Source organism: Desulfobacter latus (genome assembly GCF_013389365.1).
GTDB classification, from domain to species: domain Bacteria; phylum Desulfobacterota; class Desulfobacteria; order Desulfobacterales; family Desulfobacteraceae; genus Desulfobacter; species Desulfobacter latus.
The window spans coordinates 129,643-155,159 of the sequence record NZ_JACADJ010000001.1 but is presented as its reverse complement, the minus strand read 5'-3'; the positions used below and the strand labels follow the sequence as shown (position 1 = coordinate 155,159).

Sequence of the window (25,517 nt, the reverse complement as noted above, 5' to 3'; positions counted from 1 at the left end):
GAGGCTTGAAGTTCATTAGTTTCTTATTTATAACAGGAAATATTGGTTGGATAAAGGAACTTTTCTCGTTTCAATTGTTTATGTTTTAAATTTTTTCATTTGCTCTTTAAAATGATCGAACCCCAAGCAAAAAGATTAAAGTTGTCGAAATAAAGACAGGCTATCGCGCTTCAATTCTGATACCCCTCAGTTTGATTTCTGGTTGGTTATTGCAACACTTGAAAAATATAAACCAGTTAGAATTCCAATTAATAATTAATATTTATGCTTACGGGAAAAAAGTCATAAATTCCGGCAAATTATCTACAGGAGTTAGATTAACCCGGAAACATGGTAAGTATCTAAACAAATGCGGCCGATATTGGTGACTACAATGATCTGGTAGCGTTTAACTCACCAACCTAAAAATCAAAAAGGCTTTTCAGAAAATTCTGAAAAGCCTTTATTTTTAAGTGGCGTCCCCAAGGGGATTCGAACCCCTGTCGCAGGCGTGAAAGGCCTGTGTCCTGGACCGGGCTAGACGATGGGGACACTTAACTTTTAACACTTATTAAGTTGGTGGGCCGTGCTGGGCTCGAACCAGCGACTCTCTGCTTAAAAGGCAGATACTCTACCAACTGAGTTAACGGCCCGTGGTAGTGTCAAAAACAGGAGCAATCTATACGTTTTGAAATTTATTGTCAACCATTTTTTTTGATTTAAATTATTTTTTTACGGCTGATGCGCACCTGAACCAACCAGGTTCCTTCTAAAAACCTTCTTTGAACAATTCTTCCGTACTGAACACCTCATCCGGCCGTGGGGTATGTTGCGTCGGTTCCGTGCCTTGCTTAAAACATTCAAAAACGGTATTTTTGCTTTGGGCATTGGGCAGAAGCCCGGTTTCAGCATCTATTTTAACCCGGATGATACCTTCGGGTACTGTGAATTCCCGAACGGATTTACCTTCCAGGGCATCCTGCATGTAATCCAACCAGATGGGGCTTGCCGCACGGGAACCGGTTTCTCTCCTGCCGATGGGAACACTCTGGTCAAGCCCCACCCATACCCCGGTGGTATACCTGGGGGTAAATCCCATGAACCAGGCATCGTGCAGGTCATTGGTGGTGCCTGTTTTGCCTGCCGCAGGTCGATTCAGGGCCTTAACCCGCTGGCCGGTGCCGGCCTGAACCACGCCTTCAAGCAAATTTGTCATGAGATAAGCGGTGCCCATATCAATGACTTTTTTACGGATCAGTTTGGGGGATTCCAGGAGCGTATTGTCCCGGTCATAAATTTCAGTGATAAATACCGGCTCAATCAGGTAACCCAGGTTGGAGAATACAGAATACGCCTTGGTCAATTCAAACAAAGAAACGCCTGAAGATCCAAGGGCTATGGACAAATCCCGGGGAAAGGGGGAGGTAATCCCAAGCTTTCCTGCATAACCGATGAGATAATCGATGCCGATATCCTGGAGAATTTTGATGGAGACAATGTTTCTGGATTTAATCAAGGCCTGGCGAAACAACGTGGGGCCGTAGAATTTATGTGCATAATTGTTGGGTTTCCACACTCTGTCATTCAGCTTATCCTCAAATACCACAGGAGAATCAATAATAATACTCGCCGGGGTATACCCCTTGTCAAGGGCTGCCGCGTACAGGATGGGCTTGAACGCCGAACCGGGCTGGCGTCTTGACTGAAACGCCCGGTTGAACTGAGAGTCCTTGAAATCCCTTCCACCAATCATGGTTTTAACATGGCCGGTTTCAGCTTCAATGCTCAGAAGTGCAGACTGGGCAATGGGTTCCTGGTATAAGGTAAATTCATATTGCTTTTCCCCGGTCATCTCCTCAAGGACTTTCACATAAATAACATCCCCGGTTTTTAAGGCTTGGGAAGGTTTTTTAATCCCGGCATATTTGTAGGATATTTCAGGATTTGGCTTTCTGGCCCATGCCATGGAGGCCAACCGGATGATGCCGGTTACATTGCCAACCCTTACATGGCTAATCTTATTGTGATCGTCCACTTTCAGAACAACCCCTTTGTAAATCTCTCCTTTAATCGGACGGCTGCCGTTCAGTTTTTCAGAAATGGCGCGACTGAAATCCTCTATCTGAAGCGCTGGTATATTTTTTACCGGGCCGCGGTACCCGCAGCGTCGATCTAACGCTAACAGGCCTTTATTGACTGCAGTCCGGGCTATCTTCTGCAGTTCAATGTTCACTGCGGTATGAATGCTCAGCCCTTGGGTGTAAAGCATTTCTTTGCCGTATTTTTTTTCAACATACCGTCTGACATGTTCGGTATAACAAGGCACCCGTTCGATGAACCAGTTTTTCCGGGGTTTTATATTCAGTTTGGCACCCATGGCTTCGGTGGCCTCCAGGTTGGAAATCATCCCTTCCTCTTTCATACGGTTCAGGGTATACACCTGGCGCTGCCTGGCCAGTTCAGGATGGTGAAAGGGACTGTACCGGCTAGGTGCCTGGGGCAGCCCTGCCAGCATGGCACACTCCGCCAGAGTCAGATCCTTGACATGTTTTCCAAAATAATTTTCAGAGGCCGCTTCAACACCGTAAGCCCCGTGTCCCAGGTAGATCTGGTTCAAATAAAGGAAGAGTATGTCATCTTTGGACAGCTTTTTTTCAATTTTGTATGCGAGAATCGCCTCTTTAAGTTTGCGTTCATAGGTTTTCTCCGGGGTGAGCAGAAAAGATTTGGTCACCTGCTGGGTGATGGTGGAACCACCCTGAACAATGGTACCGGCCTTAAAATTTTTGATAAACGCCCGGATAATGGATTTTATATCAATGCCGGGATGTTCACGGAACCTTGAGTCTTCGGCTGCTACAAATGCATTAATCAAATCGGCAGGCATATCGGACAAGGGCATAACGATTCTGCGCTCTTTATAAAACTCGCCGATTTTTCTGCCGTCATCGGAAAACACATTGGTCACAATTGCCGGACGGTAATCATTGAGCGTATTGATCTGGGGAAGCTCCCGGCTCAGGTAGAAAAATCCTGCGGTAATGGCTGCACATCCGGCAATAACAGCAAGGAATAACAGGATAAACAGCCACATAAAAATGGAGAACCAGATGCTTTTTTCTTTTTTCTTGCTTCGCTTCTTGAGGATTTGTGTACGGCTTTGTTGTTTTGTCATAAGGGTCCGAAATAGTATTCTATTTTGATAATAAAATATCTGCTTTTATCAGATTAGGCTTAATATGGCAATAGTGAGGCCGGGCCATCTGTTCCAAACGCCTTGTCGGGCAATGTATTTGGAGGATATTACACAAGCGGTTGGTGGGGTTGTGTAAATTTTCAACTCATAAGGTTTCAGATTTGGAGTTCCTGTTGATTCTATTTTCAAATTGACATTTTATGCTCAAACCATTAGTTATTTAGGTTTTGATACGGTCGGCCGGATAAAATATGTAACGTATTAAGATGGTTCTAATGGTTCTAAATGATGGGGCCCCTTAATACCCCGGCTTCGAGCGGCGTTTGGCGCCTTCAATTTATCGATTAACTCATATTATAAGGAAGACAAAAAAGTCATGCCGGAACTTGATTTTGACAAAACCGGCGGGCTGATCCCCGCCATTGCCCAGGATGCGGATACCGGTGAAGTGCTGATGCTGGCGTATATGAACAAAGCGTCCTTTGAAGAAACACTTGCCTGCGGCAATGCTGTATACTACAGCCGCTCCAGAAAAAAATTATGGAAAAAGGGAGAAACCTCGGGACACGTTCAAAACGTCAGGGAGATCCGGGTGGACTGTGACAATGACACCGTGCTTCTCAAGGTGACCCAGATAGGCGGGGCCGCCTGTCACAAAGGGTATAAAAGCTGTTTTCACAAAGTTGTTGAAAACGGTGAATTCAAAACAGTCGAGCAGCGGGTCTTTGACCCGGAAAAGGTATACAAATAATGGATAAGAAGCTAAAGCTGGGCATTCCCAAAGGGAGCCTGCAAAATGCGACCGTCAACCTGTTCAGACGTTCGGGATGGAAAATAAACGTGGAAGGCAGAAGCTATTTCCCGGACATTGATGATGATACCATTGAATGCGCCCTGTGCCGGGCCCAGGAAATGTCCATCAATGTGGAATCCGGTGTTATTGATGCCGGCCTGACCGGTCTTGACTGGATCGCAGAACATGAATCTGATGTTCATGTGGTAACGGATCTTGTTTACTCAAAGGTTTCCGCCCGTCCGGCCCGGTGGGTGGTTGCCGTGGCCGGTGATTCCGAAATGAACACCCTTGAGGACCTTGAAGGTAAAACCATTTCCACGGAACTTGTAAAATTTACAAAACGCTTTTTTGAATCCCGTCACATCAATGTGAATGTAAAGTTTTCCTGGGGGGCCACGGAAGCCAAGATCGTATCCGGCCTAGCTGATGCCATTGTGGAGATCACTGAAACCGAAAGCACGATCCGGGCGCATAATTTAAAAGTCATCCACGAGATCATGCAAACCAACACCCAGCTCATAGCCAATAAAACAGCCTGGCAGGACCCGGTGAAGCGGGAAAAAATTGAGCAGATTGCCATGTTGCTCCAGGCGGCTCTTGTGGCGGAAAAACTTGTAATGCTTAAAATGAATGTGCCGGAATCAAAGTTACCTGATGTGGTTGACATTCTGCCAAGCCTGAACGCCCCCACCGTAGCTTCGCTTTACCAGTCCGACTGGTTCTCCGTGGAGACCGTGGTAGAAAACAGTGTGGTCAGGGATCTGGTGCCCCAACTGTTGAAAGCAGGGGCCGAGGGTATCATTGAGTGCGCATTGAATAAGGTGATTTGAAAATGGGTGTGGCCAAACGATGTGAACAGATAAAGCCGTTCATTGTCATGGATGTGATGGAGAAAATCCATAAAATGGAAGCTGAGGGTGTTGACGTGATTCACATGGAGATCGGTGAACCCGACTTTCATGTGCCCGAATGCGTCAACCGGGTCTGTGTTGAGGCCTTAGCGCAGAATGAAACCTGTTACACCAACAGTTTAGGAGACCTTCGCCTGCGCCGGGCCATCAGTGATTATCACAAACGCATCTATGGCACAACTGTGGAGACCGGTCAAATCCTTGTAACCAATGGAACATCGCCGGCCATGCTTCTGCTGTTCAGCGCACTGCTGGATCCCGGTGATGAGGTCATCGTTTCAGATCCCCATTATGCCTGCTATGCCAATTTCATCCGGTATGTCCAGGGGGAACCTGTTTTTGTCAAGGTGTATGAACAAAACGGCTTTATCTATACGCCCGAAGCCATCAGGGAAAAAATTACACCGAACACCAAGGCGATTTTTATCAATTCCCCGTCCAACCCCACGGGAACCGTGATCCCCGAAGCCCGGATGAAAGAAATTGTTGACGTGGCCAAAGAACATGGTCTGTATGTTGTTTCCGATGAAATTTACCATGGCCTGACCTACGAAGGCAAAGACCACTCTATTTTGGAGTTTACCGACCAGGCATTTGTCCTCAACGGGTTTTCAAAGCTGTTTGCCATGACAGGGCTTCGATTAGGTTACCTGATTGCGCCCCCGAAATTTATCCGGGCCCTTCAGGTGCTGCAGCAAAATTTCTTTATCTGTGCCAATTCGGTTACCCAGCTGGCAGGCGCTGTGGCACTGACTGATGCGGATAAGGAAACCCAGGCCATGCGCGATACCTATAATGAACGCAGGAAATTCATGATCAGGCGCCTGAAAGAAATGGGGCTTTCAATATCAGTGGAGCCGACGGGTGCTTTTTATGTTTTCGTAAATTTTAAACATATTTCCACCGATTCCTATGCCCTGGCATTTGATATCCTGGAAAAGGCACACATCGGGGTTACCCCGGGCATTGATTTTGGTACCAATGGTGAAGGATATTTACGGTTCTCCTATGCCAATTCCCTGGACAATCTTAAAATCGGAATGGACCGCCTGGAAAATTATTTGAAAAGGTATGTATGAAAATCCGTGCCGTTGAATTTATAAAAAGTGCGGTAAAGCCCGCCCACTATCCGGAATACGATTTCCCGGAAATCGCGTTTGCAGGCAGATCCAATGTGGGAAAATCTTCTTTGATCAATACCTTGATCAACCGCAAGGATATGGTCAAAACAAGTTCCCGGCCCGGATGCACCCAGCTGATCAACTTTTTTTTGGTCAACGAGGCGCTGTCCCTGGTCGACCTTCCCGGATACGGATATGCCAAGGTGTCCAAAAAAATCAGGGCACAATGGCAACCCATGGTGGAAACCTATGTGGAAACGCGCAAAAATCTGTTGGGGCTGATCCTGCTCATGGATATCCGCAGGGACCCCGGCAAAGAAGAGCTGGATATGGTCCGCTGGCTTGAAACAAATCAGATGCCCTGTCTTCTGATATTAACCAAGGCGGATAAATTATCAAAAACCAAACAGTTAAAGCAGCTGGATGCAGCCGCTAGCGCGTTTAACCGGGACCGGAACGGGATCGTTCTTTTTTCGGCCAAAACCCGCCAGGGTCGTCAGACCATATGGGATGAAATCCACAACCTTATTGACTGGTATCAGAAGGAACAATAGATGTCTAAAATCTCCCGTTCGGGGTTTGTGGGGATTATCGGCGCGCCCAATGCCGGGAAATCCACCCTGCTCAATCAGGTTCTGGGTCAGAAAATCTCAATTACATCCAAAAAACCCCAGACCACCCGGGATCGGATCCTTGGCATTGTGAATCGCCCCCATGCCCAGATCGTGTTTCTGGATACGCCGGGAATTCACAAGAGTACCACCCTGCTTAATCAGCGAATCGTGGACCAGGCCGTCCAGGCCATGGACGATGTGGATTTGATTCTTTTTATGGTGGATGCGGCATCCCGGAACTATGCCTCGGAAAAGATGATCGTAAAGCGGTTTGAAACCGTGCAAAAGCCTGTGATTCTGGCGCTGAATAAAATTGATCTGGCCAAAAAAGCGGCTGTGTACGAGCAGGTGGAACTGTTCAGACATATGTACGCATTTGAAACCATTGTTCCTGTCTCTGCCGGAAAAAATATCCAGGTGGATCTGCTTCTTGACGAAGTGGAATCCCGGCTGCCCCAGGGACCGCCCCTCTATCCCGAGGAGACTTTCACTGATGTTTCTGAAAAATACATGGTCAGCGAAATTATCCGGGAAAAAGTGTTCAGGCTCACCGGTATGGAGATCCCCTATTCTTCCGCGGTTACTGTGGATGCCTTTGAGGTGGAAAAAAAACTGATCGTAATCCATGCCAGCATTCACCTGGTGCGTGATTCCCAAAAGGGCATTGTCATTGGAAAAAACGGGAGCATGCTCAAGCGTATCGGATCAAACGCCCGGAAAGATATTGAACAGATGCTGGGCAGCAAGGTGCTGCTTAAGCTGTTTGTAAAGGTAACCCGGGACTGGGTGTCCAATAAACGACATCTCAGTGAGTTTGGATATTAGATTAGGCCCATGGGCCTTAAGCTCAAGACGATATGACAGACATGACATTCTTTTCTTTTCCCGACGATGCGGCACTGAAAAAGGAACGGGCCAAGGCCAGGCAGCTTCGGACCAGTCAATGGTGGAAGCGAAAGCGCTCGTCCGGGATATGCCACTATTGCGGAAAAAAGTTTTCCCCCAAAGAGCTGACCATGGATCATGTGATTCCCCTTTCCCGGGGCGGTCGTTCGGAAAAATTTAACCTGGTGCCGTGCTGCAAAGCGTGTAATACTCAAAAAAAACGTATGCTGCCGGCGGAATGGGATGAATACATAGACCGGCTACGGGGCTGATAATTGTAATACTTGATGATTAAATTAGCGCCCTTTGGGCGGGTTGTTAGGTGCTGGGTGCTGGGGAATGGAAATTCCTATACTATGCACTTAGACTGGTCAACTTTGGGGCTTTTTCAAGCCCCTCGGTCTTTAGCCGAGGGGTAGTTGACGGCAGTTGCTATTTGTTGCTGCACAATCTGTGAATGGTCTGGGCATGCCATTCGCCGCGACCGGAAAACGTGGGCTGTCCAAGATCTATGAGATGTTTGGCAACTTGATCATAGGTCGCACCTTGTTCCCGCATGGAATTGATAATATCCATAATTTCCTCTCTGGACATCAGTTCCGCACTTTCCCCGGATGATGGTTCTGCCGGAGAAGGTGATGCAACAATTTTTCTGCGTTTTTTTACAATATTCGTGTCTTGACTGGTGTTTTGAACTGTTGCTTTACGGCGTTCTTCCTCGGCCATTTCCGCTTTGAGCAAATCGTCCACAGTGCCGTCGATTTCTTCTTCATCCGAATCCTGGGACGATACATAATGATGCTCAAACGTCGGGGCGATATCCATCTCCTGATCCGGGGATAGATTCAAGCGGTCCATGATGATCTCAATGGCGTCTGCCTGGCGCTGGAGAAGGTCCGCAGTTCTTTCCTGAATCGTAATCATATATTCCTGATTTTTAATCAGAATATCAACCTGAGTGCCTAAATTATCCAAGATATCCGCTAAAAGAACCGTATTGGGTTCTTCAGGCATCTGGTTGCCGGGTGGATGTGGCATGCCTGAAGGCATGGGGCGTTTCATTTGCGGAGACCTGCTAGTGTTGGGATACCCGGATCCCCCATATGAATTGAACCTGGAAGTGTTTGAATAATACGAATTATCAAAATTCTTTCTTGTTTTTGGTGTTCTCGGCTTTTCAGCCTGGCCGTTACGAAGGCTCTGTAAAAAATCGTTCATATAATAACCTCTTTACTATTTAATTTTCCTTAATTCTCCTTATGCCGCATGTATAAAATTTTATCGGCTGGGAGTTGCCTTGATCTTCCTTAAATCAACAAATGCGTGCAATAATAAGGATTTAATAACATATTTTTCTTTGAATAAATCGCAGGCGTCGTTATCTAATTTTTTAAGTCGCTTGTCAAGAAAAAAATTTAACAATTTCCTAATATTGTGTGTCCGGATATTTTATATCAAAAACGAGCTTGTTGCCGGCAGTCTGTTCTGAAGCATGTTGAATACTTTAATAATGTATGTTACCATAATTTTGAAAAATTTGGCAACCCGAAACAGGAAATATTTTTCAGAAATTATTTTTTTGATAAAAATTGTAAAAGAATGTGAAGAAAAATTATAAATGGAAAACAAACACTACAATATCCCTTTTACCGTGGAAAGAGCTGATATTATCACATCGGATCTGCTGGAACCCATTGAATATGGATATAAGACCAAACGCAGCATTGATATTAAAATCACCCAGCCCGAATATACCTCGGTCTGCCCCATGACAGGCTTACCTGATAACGGGACCATCATTATTGAATACCGGCCGGACGCCCATCTGGTAGAGTTGAAATCACTGAAATATTATCTGATGCAATACAGAAACGTCGGGATGTTTTATGAGCATGTAGTCAATAAAATTCTGGACGATCTGGTTTCCGTAATAAATCCCCTTTACATGAAAGTGACCGGCGAATTCACCCCGCGCGGCGGAATTTCATCTGTGGGATCTGCCGAATATATCAAGGAGCCTTCTAATAATTAGAATTTCTGACCTGCCTCAAAATCCCGGATCATCTCAAAGGCATGGGCACTGCTTGCAAGGGTGGATAATTTCTGACGAAACGCAGCGGCACCGGGAAATCCCCGGATAAACCACGCAAGCCGCCCCCGAAGCATCCGGCATGCCGTCATTTCCCCGAAATATGAGACATACCCCTGGGTCAGTGCTTCCATTTTTCTGAAAATGGCCCAAGGCTCAGGGCAAATAAATGTGCCTTGGGCCACATACTGTTCGATCTGTGAAAGGATGAACGGATTGGCCATGGCCGCTCTTCCCACCATGACGGCATCACAACCGGTCTGGGAAAGCATGTCTCCTGCATCCTGGGGGGTAACGATATCCCCGTTTCCAATCACGGGGATGCGGATGGCCTGTTTAAGTCGCGCGATCAGCTGCCAGTCCGCCTTTCCCCTGAATCCCTGAGCTGCGGTCCTCGGGTGAAGAGTGATGGCGTCGACGCCCTGATCTTCGGCGATGTTTGCCAGATTCACGGCGTGATCCCCGGACGCATCCCACCCGCTGCGTATTTTTATGGTAAAGGGAAGGGATGTGGCATCCCTGACAGCTTTTAATATTTTCCGGGCAAGGGCCGGATTCTTCATTAGCGAAACACCCGCCCCTTGCTTGATCACTTTCCTGACACTGCATCCAAAATTAATGTCAATGATATCCGCGGTGCCAAGATCATCGATAAACGCTGCCGCCTGCCCCATGGACACCGGATCTGAACCAAAAATCTGTACAGACAATGGCCGCTCACGTTCATGTGACTTAAGCAGGGTTATGGTTTTTTCCGCATTGTAAAATATGCCTTTGGCACTGATCATCTCCGAGCATACCACGGCGCATCCGCAATCCTTTATCAGTTGCCTGAAGGGCAAATTGGTAATGCCGGCCAGGGGGGCCAGAAAGGTGATGCCGTTAATTTCTAAATCTTTTATTTTCATATTTCATTGGGGTCGTATTAACCCTGCGGGATTGCCTGTTAAATGGATTGGTGACAAAAAAATACCCTTTTTCAATTCTGTCCAGAAACCAGGGGGTGTACCATCCTGGTATATCTGTACGCCGGGAAGCGGACAAGATGCCGGCAGGGCCGGTCAATCTATGTTTTCTGGCTGTTTCCACGATTTTTTCGTTTGAAAAAGGAGATAATGTTGCCCTGATTTTTTTCGGCAGAATCTGCCGATTCACCGGCGTCAATCTCTTTACCGTTTTCAGGTGATGTTTCAGGCAAATCATCATGTTCACCGGGCAAAGCCGGTGCTTCCACCTTTTCCAGCCGTATGCTTTTGCCGTTCATGAAAAAGTCATCCCCATTGATGTATTCAGCCTTTAAAATCCAGGTAACGACCTGCAACGGTATCTGCAGCATCAGCAGTCTGATTTGGTACCAGTCTTTTTTACGGTCCGGCATAATGTCTTCAATTCTGGCAAAACTGACAGGGGCGTCTTCCAGGTAAATCAATACAATATCTTTTATTTCAGCCACACGACCTGTTCCTTTCTTTTTACTCATTCTTACCCATTGAGTGTGTCTAACACATAAGATATAACATAACCGTAAAATTATCAAATGTTGTGATTGGACGGGATTTGAATCTCTGTTACGCGATGATCGCGTGTTACCATTCTTTTATAGTGATCCGAAATAGAATAATGTCTGAAAATGCGTAGCAATTTTGGCATATTGCTTGATATCTTGCGATACTGTTATAGATTAAAATAATAACTTTTATAAAATACGCATGATGGTTGTGCGTATTTCCAACGTTAAAGGAGACCGTGAATGGAATTTTTATTTGTAGCCGGTTTGGTTGCAGTTTATCTGCTGCTTCAAATTTATATTCTTCCTAAAATGGGGATATCCACCTGAATGCGTGATGCCTGTCAGGGGACAGGCAAGAAGAAAAACAACCCGGAGGGATGAAACGAGCCCTGGATTTGGACGGCTTGTTAGCGGAATGTATATTGATATTGATACTTGGTCAAAAAAGAAAGCGCTTTAAATTTATTGACATTTTTTATATCATAATATGGGCCGTAAGCTTACAACGAAACATAAAACAACTTGGTAAAAAAAACACACTAAAAATATAAAGAAGAGAAAAAAAATGCCCTATACAATCATTTATAAAACCGGCACATCCTTTATCTCAAACGTAAAAACTTTAGTTGAAGCAAAAAAAGAAGCTACAGAATACGCTGGATACCGATTTGGCAGCATCTGCATAATAGAGGGTGCGGATAGCGAGTCTTCCAGCGATCCCGTAGCTATAAAATTTGAACATGACAATGAATGGATAGAACCTTAAATATAGCGTCAAGCGTCCCGGCGCTTCGGTGAAAGCCGAATTGTAATCGAGGCGCAATTGCGGCCTTGATCATCATTTGGACCACCGTGTAGGTTGGGTTGAACGAAGTGAAACCCAACATTTTTTATTTGTTGGGTTTCGTTCCTCAACCCAACCTGCCGTCCACGCATTGGCCGAAACAATAATCAAGGCCGTAATTGCCTTCCGGACAGGCATGTTATTCTGCCCTGTCCGGATAGAATTTTAATTTCATTTCCCAAAACTCACCGACCCGGTCTAAGTAATCCTGCTCCGAATTTGACTTAAGCAATTTTTTCAACGGTTTTTTGCTGTTTTCAAAAGAAAGCCCAAGATAGCTCCATACGCCCTTCATACGGCCGATAAGGTGTCCCGGCCCTGAAAAGACCTGTTTATAACTGTTAAAAAGATCCGCATGAAAGTTTTTCAAGCGTTCATGCGTTTGGCTGTCTTTATTTTGGGAATCGGTTTTCAGTCCCTTGATCTGTTCGGGTAAAAAAGGGTTGGAAAGAATGCCTCTGCCGATCATGAAACGCCTGATTTCTGGAAAACGCTGCCGGATTTTTCCCCATGAAGCCTTGTCCACAATATCTCCGTTATAGACCATGGAATGATTACAGGCGTTCATAGCCCGTTCAAACGCATCTACATCGGCGGTGCCTGTATACATTTGCTCTCCGGTTCTGGGATGCAGGATAATTTCTTCAAGCTTGTGGGTGTTGAACATCGCAATCAGATCATGGATCTCTTCTTTGCTTTTACGGCCCAGACGGATTTTAACGCTTAAGGCGGGCTTCATGGCCGGAATTACCCGGGAAAGAAAGGCGTCTATTTTATCCGGGTGGGATAAAAGGCCGGACCCCCGCAGTTTTTTTGCAATTTTGGAATGGGGGCATCCAAGGTTCCAGTTCACCTGGGTATAGCCCATGTCAAAAAGATAATCCCCCAGATAGATAAAATCATCCGGATTATTTCCCAGGATCTGGGGAATCACAGGCAGGGCGGTGTTCAAAGCCGGATCCACATCTTTGAGCCTGGACGGTTTCAGGCGCCTGCTGCTCATGGTGGAAATAAACGGGGCCATGGCCTGGTCAATACCGCTGAAATGTCGGGCATACGCCTGTCTGAACACCACATCAGTTAGCCCCTGCAAAGGCGCCAGTATCAAAAAGGGACGGTTATTTGTCATGCGTGTGAGGCGTATTCGATTTACCGGTGTTTTCAAAAGGCATGATCACTTCAATTTCACCACTTTCCCCTCGTATAAATTTTGCGTGGGGATAGGTCTTTTTAAACACATGGATCATTTTCCGGTTTTCGGCCAGGACAAGGGCCGTGAAACCGGAATAATTATTTTTCCGGGCGATTTTTTCAAGGCAACTGAGCATAAAGGTGGCGATCCCCTGCCCATGCAGTTCTTCCTGCACCAGAAATGCCACTTCCGCATTCTTGGGATCCACTTCTGCGTAAGATGCCACCGCCACAATCTGTTTGCGTTTGCCTTGCTGCATAAGCGCAATCAGGGTCATATTCCGGCTGTAATCCACCTGGGCCCACATCTGCTGGAGCATGCGCCTGGAGAACACTTTGCGCCGGTTAAAAAACCGGAAATAGATGGAATCTTCCTGGAGGGAATAGTAAAAGTTCCTGGATTCGAATTCATCCGAGGGCTGAAGCGGCCGGACTTCCAACTGTTTTCCACTGGGCAGCAGCATATTGTATTTATAGGCAACCAGAAACAGCAGATCCTGGTTTGTGGGCGGCAGCTGGTCGCTGAAAATATAATGGTGCTGTTTGGCCTCTTCAATGAGCTTTTTGCGAAATTTGGGATGGGCAATCTGGGCCAGTTCCATAACCCGCTGGAAAATACTTTTCCGCCGGATTTCCGCAATACCGTATTCCGTAACCACAATGTCAATGTCCCCCCGGGTGGTGGCGACCCCGGCCCCTTCGCTTAAATGGGACACTATTCTGGAGACCTGGCCGTTCTGGGCCGTGGACGGGATGATAACAATGGAAAATCCGCCTTTGGACATGGCAGATCCCCTGATAAAATCAACCTGGTCGCCAATACCCGAATAAAACAGATACCCTTTTGAGTCCGTGCATATCTGGCCGGTCAGATCCACCTCCAGGGCTGAACTGATGGAGATCAGGTTATCATTTCGGGCAATGACATTGGGATCATTCACAAATTCAGAGGAGCTGAAATAGAACATGGGGTTATCAGCTATATATTTATATAGTTCCTTGGATCCCATGCAAAGGGAGGCAACCGCCCGTTCGGGAAGAAAATTTTTCTTACGGTTGGTAATTACTTTCTGTTTAAATAAAGGTAGAAGGCTGTCCGTGATCACCTGGGTGTGGATACCAAGGTCTTTTTTACCGGCCAGGTAGGGCATGATGGCATGGGGCAGATGCCCGAAACCGATCTGTAGTGTGGCACCGTCATCCACCAGCTGGCTGACATAATGGCCGATACGCTCGACCACGGTTTTATTTTTGGTCTTGGGCAGGGATTCCAGAAGATCTTCTTCATATTCCACTAAATAATCGATATCATCAACGTGTACCAAGGAATCGCCCCAGGTTCTGGGCATTTGGGGATTGACTTGGGCGATGGTAACTTGGGCGTTTTTCATTCCCGAAAGGGTGATGTCCACGGAAATGCCTAAAGAGCAGTAACCATGGGGGTCCGGGGGACTGACCTGAACCAGGGCAACATCCAGGCCGATTTCATTGTTCCGGAAAACTTTGGGAATCTGGGACAGATACGCCGGGATATAGTCAATTTTTCCTTCAAATGCAAATTTACGCATGAGTACGGAAATAAAAAACAGTTTGATGGAAAACCGGGACGAAAAGTTGTCGTCATTAAGATATTCCGCCAGGGTCGTTGACAGCATCTGATATATAATAATGTCCTGGAGAGACTGGTTTTCGACCATGGTTCGAATCAGGTGCCGGGGTTCTCCACATCCGGTACCGATGAATACCCGAGAACCATTGCGAATTTTTTTTACGCTTGCTTGCGCTGTGAGTAGCTTATCAGGACAGATTTGTTTTAAATCCATGCTATTTCTCCTGCCGGGTCATTGCCAGAGTCGACAGGCTGTTACAAAATGTTCTATTCCGTAACAGCCTGTCGAAATCGTTGGGCCCATGTACAGGCTAAAGCAAATCATAAATTGGATTGATAATCAATTATTTTTATTTTATACCGGGCCGCATCAGTCACGTCCCGGTGTGATGGTTTGGGGGTCAAAATTTAATGTGGCAAAATAGTCGTCCATGGTCTCTGCCCGGCGGATCAGTTCAATGCTGCCGTCGGTTTTAAGCAAAAGTTCCTTGGGCCGAAGCTGACCGTTATAGTTAAAGCCCATGGCATGTCCGTGGGCCCCGGTGTCGTGGATAATCAGGATGTCACCTTCCCGGGTTTCAGGCAACTCTCTTTGAATGGAAAACTTATCATTATTCTCACACAGTGCACCGACCACATCCACTGTTTTCAAAGGGGCGGATTCCGGCTTGCCATGGATATGAATGTGATGGTACGCACCATACATCCCGGGGCGCATCAATGCCGACATGGAAGCATCTACGCCCACATAGTTGCGGTAGGTATTTTTATGGTTGATCACAGAGGTGACAAGAACACCGTGGGGGCCTGTGATAAACCGGGCACTTTCCATATATAGTTTGGGCACCCAGCCGTTTTTCGCTTTAAAGGTCTCAAAGGCAGCGATAATGCCGTGGGCCATACCTTCGAGATTAAATACCTTGGCATCCGGGGTGTAGGGAATGCCTAAACCGCCGCCGATATTAATAAACTCAAAACGAATGTGAAGGGATCGGCTTATATCTTCAGCCAACTCCAGCAACATGTCCGCCGTGTCAATCATGTATTGGTAATTAAGCTCATTGGAGGCCACCATGGTATGCAGGCCAAATCGCTTGACGCCAAGATCCAGGGCCTGGCCATAGGCTGAAAAAATCTGCTCCCGGGTCAGGCCGTATTTGGCTTCTTCAGGTTTGCCGATAATTTCATTTCCCTGGCGTGTCGCGCCGGGATTATATCTGAAACAAAGCAGATCAGGTACGGCCGGCAGCTTGGCAATCAGGGTGATGTCATCAAGGTTTATAATGCTGCCGTCTTTATCCATGGCGGTTTTTAGCTGTTCCCGGGTGGTATTGTTGGAGGTAAACATGATATCTTCGGCATTGCTTCCCACGTTACGGGCCAGTGCTATTTCCGGCACCGAAGAACAGTCAAACCCAAACCCCTGGGCTTTAAGAAGTGCCATCACCGTAGGATTCGGCAGGCCTTTTACGGCAAAATACTCCTTGAACCCGTCAATGGGGGCAAATGCTTTGTTCAAGGATTGACAGGTTTGAATGATCCCCGTTTCATCGTAGATGTGAAAAGGGGTGCCAAAGGAGGCAACGGCATCCTGGACCACCGTTGACAGTCTCTCTTTGAATTCAGATGACATGGGCATGGTAATAATTCCTTTTATATTAATAAATTAGCGCCCTTTGGGCGGGCTGTTCGGTGCTGGGTGCTGGGTGCTGGGTACTGGGTACTGGGTACTGGGTGCTGGGTGCTGGGAAATGGAAATCCCTATACTCTTAAATTAAACATCACCCGGCAGTCTGATCTTGGCACTTTCCTTGAACGTGGAAAGCGCAATAAATGTTTTGGTTGATTTTATGCTGCTTATATCGGCAATCCGGGTTTGTATCAGTTCTTCCAGTTCCATGTTACCGGACGCCTTTACTTTAATCATCAAAGAGTCTCCACCCGCCAGATAATGGACTTCCTGGACCTGTTCAATGGCTGCCAGTTGTTCGCCGGTTTCTCTGATATTGGACGGGCGGATCACCTGGATGTTGACAAAAGCGGTCATGGCAAAACCGAACATATCCGGGTTCAGGCGTACCTCGTAACCCTGGATAATCTTTTTTGTCTCCAGTTTTTTAATCCGCTCAAGTACTGCAGAAGGCGCCATACCAATGGTTCTGGAAATTTCAATATTGGGTATCCTGGCTTTTTTCTGCAAAATTTTAAGAATTTCCAGATCAATTTTATCCATAACAATGATATTTAACTTATACTAAATTTATTATGTAAATCTCATTCAAATAATGAATATTATTCTCTAAATAATTTAAAGTCAAGAATATTATTCTTTAATAAATACAAAAAAACAAATTAAATTCTATACTGTGCAAATACATCCGAAACCTTGGACAATTTGATTGTTGGTTGATAAAATACGATATTTCGTATACATGTTAATTACAAAAAATTCCAATTAACAACAGGTTGAGGTCGATGGACAAGAACAACGTTAAAATCCTGGTGGTGGATGATGAGGATGGCATTCTGGATGTCACCGAAGGATTCTTTGAAAGAAAGGGATACCATGTATTTACGGCAGAGAACGGGGAAAAGGCCCTGGATATTATCAGCCGGAAAAAAATAGACTGCGTTTTTACCGACATCAATATGCCGGTAATGGACGGACTTGAACTTGCCGAACAAATCCGCCAAATTGATACAACTCTTCCTGTTGTGGTAATGACCGGGTATCCCTCCCTTGAAAATACCATCCAGACCCTGAAAAACGGGGTTGTGGATTACCTGATCAAGCCTGTAAACCTTGAACAGATGGAATTGACCCTGCGCAGGATACTGCGCGAACGCGAGCTTTTTGTTGAAAATCTGATTCTCAAGGAAGAGGTGGAACGGCGGGACCGGCTGCATCAACTCAACAACGAATTGGTTAAAAAAGTGGAGGAAGTCAATACCTTAAACCGGATCATGGAAGATTTTGCCGCCATTGATTCCAGTTATGGAATTTTTAACAAGGTTGTCCGGTTGGGCGTCGAAGAACTTAAGGCAGACCTGGTCTTTTTTCATGTTTATTCGGAAAAGAATTCCCTGGTCCTTGTGGACAAAGCAAATGTGCAAAATAAAAAATACCCGGCACCTTATTCCACAGATATTCCGGAACAGGAAAAAGCATTTATCATAGAGTCGTTGGGCAGCGATTACACGCCCTGTCTTATTGCAGATGCGTCCGGTATCCCATCAATGAAAGGACAAGTACACTCCTTTATGGTTGCACCATTGAAAATCCGGGATAAAATATTCGGTGTTGTCTCGGCTTATATTTTCCAGGAGCCGCAGTTTTTTGAAGGACATGATCTTTATTATTTAAGCTTTATCACCCAGAAAGCCGCCTCAAGTATTGAAAATATCGCGTTATATGAAAATATATATGAAAACTTATTTTTCACCCTGTTTGCATTTGTTACGGCCCTTGAGGTCCGGGATCTTTATACCCGCAAACACTCCAGCAGAGTGGCGAGACTGGCTCAAATGATTGCTGAAGAGATGGGGTGTACAGAAGAAGAACTGGACATGATTAATGTAGCCGGCAGCCTTCATGATATCGGTAAAATAGGTATCAGGGATGATATCCTTTTAAAACCCGGGCGTCTGACCAAAGACGAATACGAAAAAATAAAAGAGCATCCTGCCATCGGCGCTGATATTATAAGCAAACTGGGTTTGTGGGACAGGGAAGCAAAAATTATCCGGCATCATCATGAACGTTTTGACGGCACGGGATATCCCGACGGACTGAAAGGAAAACAAATTCCTAAACTTGCACGGATCTTGTCCGTTGCCGACTGTTATGACGCCATGGCTTCGGACAGAGCCTACCGCAAGAAAATGGAAAAGCAAGTTGTTCTTGACATAATCATTGAAAATTCAGGCACTCAGTTTGATCCGGAGGTGGTGGATGCTTTTCTGCAGGTGGCGGGTCAGAGCCTGCCGGATGATTTTTAATGGCTTGAGCCCCAAAATGAAATATGCTAATCTCGCCTAAAAGATTATTGAGTAGAACATTTTAGATGTTTCAGCGTGGAGTGACATTACATTGAGTAATTCGGACAAAGATGACAGGCGAAAATATTCCAGGGTAACGTTTACAACCAGAATTGAAATTCGTATGCTTGATGTGTCCGGACAACATGTTCAATTTATGGCCGATTCAAAGGATTTGAGCCAAAGAGGACTGTTTGTCAAAACAGAGAAGCGGCCGTCCTTAGATACGGCGTGCCGGGTGACTGTTTATCTGTCCCGGGGAACAGATGATCTCAAGCTGGAAATTCAGGGACGAATTGTCAGACATACGGATGCCGGATTTGGTGTCGCGTTCGAGTCCATGGACCTCGACACATATAGCCATCTAAAAATGTTGGTTTTATATAATATTGAAGCTAAAGACTGATTTTCCCGGTAATATCGGGTATAATTTAAAATCGACCGGAGGTATTGGACATTGGATGTTACACTGATAAATCCATTTATCAATGCAACCATTAACGTTCTGGAAACAATGGCTTTTGTTACGGTTACAGCGGAAAAACCATACTTGAAAAAGAATAATATCGCCGTGGGTGATGTAACCGGTGTTATGGGACTGACCGGGGTCGCCCAGGGAACCATTGCCGTCACCTTTGAAGAAAAATGTATTCTAACGGTGGTTTCCAACATGTTCGGAGAAAAAATAGACGGGCTCAACGATGATATTGCCGATGCCGTTGGAGAACTGACAAATATGATTTCCGGACAGGCCCGACGGGAACTCGATGACATGGGCAAGGTGTTCAAGGCTGCCATACCATCAGTGATCACTGGAAAAAAACATACCATCAGGCACTATGGGAATGGCCCTAAAATCGCAATCCCCTTTCAAACCGATGGTGGAAATTTTACAATTGAGGTGTGTTTTGATAGGTAGAAGATGGGTTTCAATCCAATTAAGAAGGAGAATGTGGCAATGGACACATCCATCAAGATTTTAATAATTGACGATTTTGCGACCATGCGCCGTATTCTGAAGAATATTTTAAAACAGCTTGGTTTTAAAAATTTGGTGGAGGCCGATGATGGTACAACGGCGTTGAGCGTCCTTGAAAGCCAAAAGATTGATCTGATTATTTCCGACTGGAACATGCCCAAAATGACGGGGCTTGAACTGTTGAAAAAGGTACGAGCCAGCAGTGAGTATAAAAAAACACCATTCCTGATGGTCACGGCGGAAGCCCAGAAACAAAACGTCATAGAAGCCGTACAAGCCGGTGTCTCCAATTACGTGGTCAAGCCGTTTACAGCAGAGGCCATTTCAGACAAACTCAAAAAGATTCTTAAATAAATAAGTCAGATCCCATGGCCCAAGCAACAGCTGAAAAAACAACCGGCTCTATCAATACGCCGCTCAAAAATAAATCGGATTTTAACCGCAACGGCATTGCCGGGGTAAGTAAGGGACTGATGGCCGTACTCGACCGGGTGCGCAAAGTTTCACGATCTGATTCATCGGTGCTTATCACAGGAGAAAGCGGTACGGGCAAGGAACTGATTGCCCGGGCCATTCATAAAAATTCAGCCAGAAAAGACGGCCCCATGGTGGTTATCAATTGCGGGGCCATTCCCAGCGAACTTCTCGAAAGTGAATTATTCGGCCATGAGAAAGGCGCATTTACCGGTGCCCACCGGGCAAGGAGCGGGCGTTTTGAAATTGCTGATAAAGGGACGATTTTTCTGGATGAAATCGGTGATATGAGTCCTGACCTCCAGGTAAAACTGTTACGCGCGTTGCAGGAAAGACGGTTTGAACGGGTGGGCGGTTCCCAGACCATAGCAGTGGATATCAGGGTCATTTCCGCCACCAACAAAAACTTAACTGCCGCGATAGAAGATAACAAATTCAGGGAAGATTTGTATTACCGCCTTAATGTGATTCCCATCAACATCCTGCCCCTGCGGGAACGCCCTGAAGATATCATGCACTTAGTAGATCATTTTCAGTCCGATTTTGCACGGCGCAATAGTGAATACACACCCAAGATATTTCCTGATTCGGTAAAACAGATGCTTGAAACCTATGAATGGCCTGGAAATATTCGGGAACTGGAAAATCTGGTGGAACGGCTGTCGGTCCTTGTGGAGGCGGATACCGTCAGCATAGCGGATCTGCCGGGCTGCATGAGCGCTGCCGGGACAGATGTTACCCCGGTCTGTGTGGCGGGTGTGTTCCAGAAGAACATCGGTTTTAATGAGGCCGTGGAATCGTATCAAAGATCGTTAATTACCCACGCCTTGAATAAAACCGGATGGGTAAAAGCAAAGGCCGCTGAAATGTTGAAAATGAACCGAACAACCCTGGTTGAAAAGATAAAAAAAATGGATATTGAACCGGAAGATGAAATGCCGGTTTTTTGACACCTGCCGCCGAAAATCCCCACACCCCGTTTGTTGTTCATCGTAAGAACACTCAATCCTGATATTGCTCTTGCTCCAAATTACTATGACTGATAAATTAAAAGGAATATGTTCGGCAGTACTTGTGAGTCACAGGCTGACCGAAAAACTCGAACACGAACAAGAAAAACGGGACCAATTTATTTGCTATAGGCTATAGTTTTTTAAAGACCATTCAATCTGATATGACACATAATCACAGGGATGGTATATTATTTGCTTTTTAATTCTCCAACCATAAACCCAACGGATATAAATATGTCATGAGAGAATTAAGTCCCACATACCTGAAGATTTTATCAACGGTCTGGACTGCATTTTTCTACCTGTTCATTCCGGCAGGGACGACCATGGCCGCAGTCCCCGTTGTTAAAGCAATACAGGTCAAGGACAATCCCTTTTCAGTGACGGTTGATATGACCGGGAAAGCCCCTGTAAAAGTAATCCGTGTCGGCAAACGGGAAGTCCTGGTGGCCATTAAGAATGCAAGCCTGACCACAGGGCTTGTTATTAGGGGAAAGGACAACCCGGACCTTGAATCCGTCCATGTAGAAAGCCTTGAAGGAAATGTAGTCGCCGTAATGGTCACGACCAAGCACGCCGGTGATGAAAAAATCAAATCCGCTTTCGATGCTGCCAATAATCAATTGACCGTGGTTTTAAATAGAGCCGTGAAGCTTACGCCTCAGCCGGCGACTGACCCCAGGGAGACGCGCCGCCTTACCGATACCCCGAATAGGTTTGCCGAGCAAAAGCCCACCCCTCTGCCCCAACCGAAGCGAACCCCGAAAGTACAACTCCCGGATCCCGTCCCCCAAAAAGAGCCCAGCTTGACAAAAATAAATGAAGGAATCAAGCCCCCCCCGATTTATACGCACCCAAAGCGTCAGGCCAGTCTTTTTAAAGGAGATATCAGCGATATATACCGGGGCGATGACCCGTTACGGGGCTGTCAGGCCAATGCAGTTAAAAATGCGATGATTCTGCTTAAAAAACAACTATATAAAGAAGCCGGCGCCATCCTGGATCAGTATTTGTTTGAAGAAAATGCCTTGTGCCTGGAACAGGCCTACTATTTAAGGGCTTATGTCAATTTTATGGCTGTTGAAAATGATGATTCGACCGGGCTTTTGACTGCTGAACGTATGTTTCAAGATGCCATGGTTGCTTATCCTAAATCAAGCTATCTTCCCTTTGCCTATGCCGCCATGGGATTGATTCATACCCGTTTACACAACAGCGCAACGGCCCAAGGATATTTTGATATCATCAGCAAAGACTTTCCGGACTATTCCGGTATGCCTGAAGTAGAGTATCATCTGGCCGAAATTTACAATGACAAAGGTTATACCGACAAAGCGTTGAAACTGTATAAAAAAGTTTTTGAGTCAAAAATAAGCCACGACTATATAACAGATGCCGGGTTTGGTTATGGTAAGGCACTGTTTAAAAACCTGCGATACTATGATGCGTTGAGCGTTCTTAATTATGTTATAAAAAATGATACAGAAAAAATTTATGAATCTGCGGATCTGCTCAAATACACGGCAGATGCCTATTTTGAATTGGGCCTGAGTAAAGGGGCCCGGGAAAATTATATCCGACTGTTAAGTCTATTTCCCGATATCGAAGAACCTGATATGGCGTTAAGCAAGGCCGGTGATGCCTATGGCATGGATAACCAGGAGCAAAAGGCAATCAAGTTGTACGAACTTGTCCGGGAAAAATACCCGGAATCCTCGGGATATATCAATGCGTCTATTGGAATCGCCAGATATTTAAAAACAGATGCTGAAAAGATTGAAATCTACCAGATGATCAAAACCCGGTTTCCTGAAAATACCTATGCCCGAATCGCCATGATGCGCCTGGCTGAAATTTACCAGAAGAACGGTGAATATGATAAGTGTATTCAGGAGATTGAGGATTTATTGGCCACCCATCCCAGGGGATTGCGCTACGAGGCGGTTAAGCTAATGCAAAAAGCTTACGAGGCATTGTTCAAAGAACAGTTGAAGGCAGATGAATATACCTCTATATTAATGAGATATGAAAAAGACGAGGTCAAGTTAAAAAAAATAGGGGGACGCCTGATCCCCTTTTATGTGGGCACTGCATATTTACAGGCAGATTTGTATGAAGAGGCATTTAATCAGTTGATTACCGCTTATAAGCTCCATAAAAGGATAGAACGGCCGGCGTTACTGCTGTTTGGGCTGGGCAAGGCCATGGATGAATCGGGCAGGGATAACGATGCTTTAAAGTTATTAAACGCCTTTGAAAAAAGGTTCCCAAAGGATAAAAACCGGGGGGAGGGCCTGATCCGGATCGGGCGGATTTATCTGGAAAAGGGCAAACTCTCAAAGGCGGATGATGCGTTTGTTTCAGCGTATAAGGCGGAGAAGAATGCTTTGGATAAAGGGCGGATACTCATGCTACGCGCCGATGTCTATCAGAAAAAATCAGACCTGAAGGCGGCGGCCGGACTCCAGGCCCGTGCAGTGAAGGCGTTCGCTGCATCTCCGGGCGAAAATTACAAGATACTGGCCGAGGCTTACAAAACATTGGGATCCACTTATCTGAAAATGAACTCCTATGCTCAGGCAGCCAATGCCTTTGCCAAAGCCCTTAATTTTTCAGAGGATGACCGGGCCAAATCCAACATCGGTTTTCTGCTGGGGGACGCCTACCAGAAAGGCAATGTGCTGGATAAAGCAAAAGCAACCTTTGAGCAGGTAGCACAGTCTTACGACTCGGTCTGGGCCCGGCTTGCCCAACAGCGGCTGAACACGATGGGGCTGGCGGAAAAAATAATAAATTCATAAGGATGCTTTGGCAACGTGCCTGGACAACGATTATTTCTCATAATTGAAAACCCCAAAGAGCGAATGACCTATACCGACCTGTTCGAAGGGATGGGTTTTATGGTTGATGCCGTGCCCGACGGCTCGGATGCAATCCCCCACCTGATTTCCCAAAGACCTGCGGTGGTTGTCGCCGACGATGGTACACCGGGATTCTCAGCGTTGGATTTCCTTAAACAGGCGGCTGATTCCGACATTGGCGTGCCAAAGACCATTATCCTTACCCCGGATCCTGTGATGGATTATGCCGTCCGCCTGATACAGCACGGTGCCATGGATTATCTGATCAAGCCGGTTGACCCCAAACAGCTTGAACTCAGCGTAAAAAAATCTTTGGCCACAGCCATTGCGCCCTCATCTGGGGATCGGGAAGCAGAAAATAAAAAAATAATTAAGCATAAAGCCGTTCAAATCATTACCAGAGACCCCAAAATGGAGCGTCTGCTCAAGCTTGCCGGCCGAGTGGCGGATTCGTCGGCATCGGTACTCATCCAGGGGGAAAGCGGTACCGGCAAGGAACTGCTTGCAAAATTTCTGCATGAAAAAAGTACCCGCCGGCATCAGCCATTTATTGCCGTCAACTGCGCAGCCCTGCCGGAAAATCTTCTGGAAAGCGAATTATTCGGCCATGAAAAAGGGGCGTTTACCGGTGCATTGGCAAGGAAGGTCGGTAAATTTGAACTGGCTGATAAAGGCACCCTGTTTCTGGATGAAATTACGGAGATGCAGTTTCACCTGCAATCCAAATTGCTACGGGTGCTTCAGGAAAAAGTGGTCGACCGGGTGGGGGGCACCCAGCCTGTGGATGTAGATGTCCGGGTGATCGCCACCACCAACCGGGATGCCAAGGCCGCCGTGGAAAACCAGGTATTCAGGGAGGATCTGTTTTATCGTCTCAATACCATTCCGCTGATTATCCCCCCCTTGCGCGAGCGCAGTCGGGACATCCGGCCCTTATGTGATTTTTTTATAAAAAAATACTGCCGGATTGACGCAAGATCCGTCAAGGGATTGACGGATCAGGCGCGTTCCGTGCTTCAAAACCATTCCTTTCCCGGCAATATCCGGGAGCTTGAAAATGTCATTCATCGTGCGGTCCTGCTTGCTGAAACCGATATGATCACCCCTTCTGATCTGCTCATGGATGATGGTGGCGACATGCCCCTTACCGATGATGACACAGACCTAGAATCCATTGAGAATGAAGACTTTTCCGCTGTCTCCCTTAAAGAGATGGAACAAAAAATGATTTTCAGGACACTGGATCAGACCGAGGGGAACCGAACCCATGCGGCAAAGATTCTGGGAATCAGCGTTAGAACCCTTCGCAATAAACTGAATGAATACAAAGAAACTATCTGATTATTTCTGTTTTTTGTTATTTCAGGCATATAATTTGCTTTTTCCGTTTATGATATTGATATTCCG

General features: G+C 46.1%; 24 protein-coding genes and 2 tRNA genes. 15 read left to right on the top strand and 11 right to left on the bottom strand.

Annotation, left to right across the window (positions count from 1 at the left end):
* Positions 1-453: 453 nt before the first annotated feature.
* The 3 genes from HXW94_RS00615 to HXW94_RS00605 form a co-directional block, all read right to left on the bottom strand.
* Positions 454-531, bottom strand: a tRNA-Glu gene (locus tag HXW94_RS00615).
* Positions 532-556: 25 nt separating this feature from the next.
* Positions 557-632 (bottom strand) — tRNA-Lys (locus tag HXW94_RS00610).
* A 116-nt stretch (positions 633-748) separates the two neighbouring features.
* Positions 749-3,154 (bottom strand): penicillin-binding protein 1A, encoded by a 2,406-nt coding sequence (locus HXW94_RS00605; protein WP_178364962.1) that lies wholly within the window; start codon positions 3,152-3,154, stop codon positions 749-751.
* A gap of 397 nt (positions 3,155-3,551) precedes the next feature.
* Here HXW94_RS00605 and hisI point away from each other — a divergent pair, with 397 nt between their 5' ends.
* From hisI to HXW94_RS00575, 6 genes are read left to right on the top strand one after another with little or no spacing between them, the layout of a single operon-like run.
* Positions 3,552-3,926: a phosphoribosyl-AMP cyclohydrolase gene (gene hisI / locus HXW94_RS00600; RefSeq protein WP_218576509.1), complete on the top strand. Its 375-nt coding sequence runs from the start codon at positions 3,552-3,554 to the stop codon at positions 3,924-3,926.
* Positions 3,926-4,801, top strand: a complete 876-nt coding sequence (gene hisG, locus HXW94_RS00595; protein WP_178364961.1) for an ATP phosphoribosyltransferase — start codon at positions 3,926-3,928, stop codon at positions 4,799-4,801. The genes hisI and hisG overlap by 1 nt, the downstream gene beginning before the upstream one ends.
* Before the next feature lie 2 nt (positions 4,802-4,803).
* Complete coding sequence (locus HXW94_RS00590; protein WP_178364960.1) at positions 4,804-5,961, top strand: pyridoxal phosphate-dependent aminotransferase; 1,158 nt, start codon at positions 4,804-4,806, stop codon at positions 5,959-5,961.
* Positions 5,958-6,557, top strand: a complete 600-nt coding sequence (gene yihA / locus HXW94_RS00585) for a ribosome biogenesis GTP-binding protein YihA/YsxC (protein ID WP_178364959.1) — start codon at positions 5,958-5,960, stop codon at positions 6,555-6,557. The genes HXW94_RS00590 and yihA overlap by 4 nt, the downstream gene beginning before the upstream one ends.
* Positions 6,558-7,442 carry a GTPase Era gene (gene era / locus HXW94_RS00580; protein ID WP_178364958.1) on the top strand — a complete coding sequence of 295 codons (885 nt, stop codon included), beginning with the start codon at positions 6,558-6,560 and terminating at the stop codon, positions 7,440-7,442.
* A gap of 32 nt (positions 7,443-7,474) precedes the next feature.
* Positions 7,475-7,774: an HNH endonuclease gene (locus HXW94_RS00575; RefSeq protein ID WP_178364957.1), complete on the top strand. Its 300-nt coding sequence runs from the start codon at positions 7,475-7,477 to the stop codon at positions 7,772-7,774.
* 160 nt (positions 7,775-7,934) lie between these two features.
* Here HXW94_RS00575 and HXW94_RS00570 read toward each other — a convergent pair whose 3' ends face one another.
* Positions 7,935-8,564 carry a hypothetical protein gene (locus HXW94_RS00570; protein ID WP_246293662.1) on the bottom strand — a complete coding sequence of 210 codons (630 nt, stop codon included), beginning with the start codon at positions 8,562-8,564 and terminating at the stop codon, positions 7,935-7,937.
* A gap of 556 nt (positions 8,565-9,120) precedes the next feature.
* On the opposite strand from HXW94_RS00570, the gene queF reads away from it, so the two are divergent.
* Entirely contained in the window at positions 9,121-9,534 is a 414-nt protein-coding gene (gene queF, locus HXW94_RS00565) for a preQ(1) synthase (RefSeq protein ID WP_178364955.1), read from the top strand.
* Here queF and dusB read toward each other — a convergent pair.
* Genes dusB through HXW94_RS00550 form a run of 3 tightly spaced genes read right to left on the bottom strand, consistent with a single transcriptional unit; the run spans position 9,531 to position 11,071 of the window.
* Positions 9,531-10,499 carry a tRNA dihydrouridine synthase DusB gene (gene dusB, locus HXW94_RS00560; protein ID WP_178364954.1) on the bottom strand — a complete coding sequence of 323 codons (969 nt, stop codon included), beginning with the start codon at positions 10,497-10,499 and terminating at the stop codon, positions 9,531-9,533. The two genes, queF and dusB, sit on opposite strands and share 4 nt — an antisense overlap.
* The gene (locus HXW94_RS00555) at positions 10,474-10,680 is read right to left on the bottom strand and encodes a DUF1848 family protein (RefSeq protein WP_343054509.1); all 207 of its coding nucleotides are present in this window, start codon (positions 10,678-10,680) and stop codon (positions 10,474-10,476) included. Before HXW94_RS00555 ends, dusB begins: the two co-directional genes overlap by 26 nt.
* Entirely contained in the window at positions 10,658-11,071 is a 414-nt protein-coding gene (locus tag HXW94_RS00550; RefSeq protein WP_218576508.1) for a hypothetical protein, read from the bottom strand. Before HXW94_RS00550 ends, HXW94_RS00555 begins: the two co-directional genes overlap by 23 nt.
* A 595-nt stretch (positions 11,072-11,666) precedes the next feature.
* Between HXW94_RS00550 and HXW94_RS00545 the strand changes: the two genes are divergently transcribed.
* Positions 11,667-11,867: a hypothetical protein gene (locus HXW94_RS00545; protein ID WP_178364953.1), complete on the top strand. Its 201-nt coding sequence runs from the start codon at positions 11,667-11,669 to the stop codon at positions 11,865-11,867.
* A 217-nt stretch (positions 11,868-12,084) separates the two neighbouring features.
* Here the strand turns inward: HXW94_RS00545 and HXW94_RS00540 are convergent, their stop codons facing one another.
* The 4 genes from HXW94_RS00540 to HXW94_RS00525 all read right to left on the bottom strand — a co-directional run bounded on the left by HXW94_RS00540 (position 12,085) and on the right by HXW94_RS00525 (position 16,978).
* Positions 12,085-13,074, bottom strand: a complete 990-nt coding sequence (locus HXW94_RS00540) for a tRNA-dihydrouridine synthase family protein (protein ID WP_178364952.1) — start codon at positions 13,072-13,074, stop codon at positions 12,085-12,087.
* Positions 13,064-14,959 carry a bifunctional acetyl-CoA hydrolase/transferase family protein/GNAT family N-acetyltransferase gene (locus HXW94_RS00535; protein ID WP_178364951.1) on the bottom strand — a complete coding sequence of 632 codons (1,896 nt, stop codon included), beginning with the start codon at positions 14,957-14,959 and terminating at the stop codon, positions 13,064-13,066. Before HXW94_RS00535 ends, HXW94_RS00540 begins: the two co-directional genes overlap by 11 nt.
* A gap of 156 nt (positions 14,960-15,115) precedes the next feature.
* Entirely contained in the window at positions 15,116-16,384 is a 1,269-nt protein-coding gene (locus tag HXW94_RS00530) for a diaminopimelate decarboxylase family protein (RefSeq protein WP_178364950.1), read from the bottom strand.
* Between the two features lie 135 nt (positions 16,385-16,519).
* Positions 16,520-16,978 carry an Lrp/AsnC family transcriptional regulator gene (locus HXW94_RS00525; protein ID WP_178364949.1) on the bottom strand — a complete coding sequence of 153 codons (459 nt, stop codon included), beginning with the start codon at positions 16,976-16,978 and terminating at the stop codon, positions 16,520-16,522.
* Positions 16,979-17,220: 242 nt separating this feature from the next.
* On the opposite strand from HXW94_RS00525, the gene HXW94_RS00520 reads away from it, so the two are divergent.
* The 7 genes from HXW94_RS00520 (at position 17,221) to HXW94_RS20035 (ending at position 25,451) form a co-directional block, all read left to right on the top strand.
* Entirely contained in the window at positions 17,221-18,744 is a 1,524-nt protein-coding gene (locus HXW94_RS00520; protein WP_178364948.1) for an HD domain-containing phosphohydrolase, read from the top strand.
* 91 nt (positions 18,745-18,835) lie between these two features.
* On the top strand, positions 18,836-19,189 hold the full coding sequence (locus HXW94_RS00515) for a PilZ domain-containing protein (protein ID WP_178364947.1): 354 nt from the start codon (positions 18,836-18,838) through the stop codon (positions 19,187-19,189).
* Positions 19,190-19,240: 51 nt separating this feature from the next.
* Positions 19,241-19,702 carry a chemotaxis protein CheX gene (locus HXW94_RS00510; protein ID WP_178364946.1) on the top strand — a complete coding sequence of 154 codons (462 nt, stop codon included), beginning with the start codon at positions 19,241-19,243 and terminating at the stop codon, positions 19,700-19,702.
* 39 nt (positions 19,703-19,741) lie between these two features.
* Complete coding sequence (locus HXW94_RS00505) at positions 19,742-20,116, top strand: response regulator (protein ID WP_178364945.1); 375 nt, start codon at positions 19,742-19,744, stop codon at positions 20,114-20,116.
* Positions 20,117-20,130: 14 nt separating this feature from the next.
* A complete protein-coding gene (locus HXW94_RS19755; RefSeq protein ID WP_178364944.1) occupies positions 20,131-21,186 on the top strand; it encodes a sigma-54 interaction domain-containing protein in 1,056 nt (351 codons plus the stop codon).
* A 302-nt stretch (positions 21,187-21,488) separates the two neighbouring features.
* Positions 21,489-24,050: a tetratricopeptide repeat protein gene (locus HXW94_RS00495; protein WP_178364943.1), complete on the top strand. Its 2,562-nt coding sequence runs from the start codon at positions 21,489-21,491 to the stop codon at positions 24,048-24,050.
* A 15-nt stretch (positions 24,051-24,065) separates the two neighbouring features.
* Positions 24,066-25,451: a sigma 54-interacting transcriptional regulator gene (locus HXW94_RS20035; protein ID WP_178364942.1), complete on the top strand. Its 1,386-nt coding sequence runs from the start codon at positions 24,066-24,068 to the stop codon at positions 25,449-25,451.
* Positions 25,452-25,517: the final 66 nt, after the last annotated feature.

Coding starts and splice junctions, on each gene's coding strand:
- HXW94_RS00605 (WP_178364962.1), bottom strand. CDS start 3,154: ATGACAAAACAACAAAGCCGTACACAAATCCTCAAGAAGCGAAGCAAG.
- hisI (WP_218576509.1), top strand. CDS start 3,552: ATGCCGGAACTTGATTTTGACAAAACCGGCGGGCTGATCCCCGCCATT.
- hisG (WP_178364961.1), top strand. CDS start 3,926: ATGGATAAGAAGCTAAAGCTGGGCATTCCCAAAGGGAGCCTGCAAAAT.
- HXW94_RS00590 (WP_178364960.1), top strand. CDS start 4,804: ATGGGTGTGGCCAAACGATGTGAACAGATAAAGCCGTTCATTGTCATG.
- yihA (WP_178364959.1), top strand. CDS start 5,958: ATGAAAATCCGTGCCGTTGAATTTATAAAAAGTGCGGTAAAGCCCGCC.
- era (WP_178364958.1), top strand. CDS start 6,558: ATGTCTAAAATCTCCCGTTCGGGGTTTGTGGGGATTATCGGCGCGCCC.
- HXW94_RS00575 (WP_178364957.1), top strand. CDS start 7,475: ATGACAGACATGACATTCTTTTCTTTTCCCGACGATGCGGCACTGAAA.
- HXW94_RS00570 (WP_246293662.1), bottom strand. CDS start 8,564: ATGAAACGCCCCATGCCTTCAGGCATGCCACATCCACCCGGCAACCAG.
- queF (WP_178364955.1), top strand. CDS start 9,121: ATGGAAAACAAACACTACAATATCCCTTTTACCGTGGAAAGAGCTGAT.
- dusB (WP_178364954.1), bottom strand. CDS start 10,499: ATGAAAATAAAAGATTTAGAAATTAACGGCATCACCTTTCTGGCCCCC.
- HXW94_RS00550 (WP_218576508.1), bottom strand. CDS start 11,071: ATGAGTAAAAAGAAAGGAACAGGTCGTGTGGCTGAAATAAAAGATATT.
- HXW94_RS00545 (WP_178364953.1), top strand. CDS start 11,667: ATGCCCTATACAATCATTTATAAAACCGGCACATCCTTTATCTCAAAC.
- HXW94_RS00540 (WP_178364952.1), bottom strand. CDS start 13,074: ATGACAAATAACCGTCCCTTTTTGATACTGGCGCCTTTGCAGGGGCTA.
- HXW94_RS00535 (WP_178364951.1), bottom strand. CDS start 14,959: ATGGATTTAAAACAAATCTGTCCTGATAAGCTACTCACAGCGCAAGCA.
- HXW94_RS00530 (WP_178364950.1), bottom strand. CDS start 16,384: ATGCCCATGTCATCTGAATTCAAAGAGAGACTGTCAACGGTGGTCCAG.
- HXW94_RS00525 (WP_178364949.1), bottom strand. CDS start 16,978: ATGGATAAAATTGATCTGGAAATTCTTAAAATTTTGCAGAAAAAAGCC.
- HXW94_RS00520 (WP_178364948.1), top strand. CDS start 17,221: ATGGACAAGAACAACGTTAAAATCCTGGTGGTGGATGATGAGGATGGC.
- HXW94_RS00505 (WP_178364945.1), top strand. CDS start 19,742: ATGGACACATCCATCAAGATTTTAATAATTGACGATTTTGCGACCATG.
- HXW94_RS19755 (WP_178364944.1), top strand. CDS start 20,131: ATGGCCCAAGCAACAGCTGAAAAAACAACCGGCTCTATCAATACGCCG.
- HXW94_RS00495 (WP_178364943.1), top strand. CDS start 21,489: ATGAGAGAATTAAGTCCCACATACCTGAAGATTTTATCAACGGTCTGG.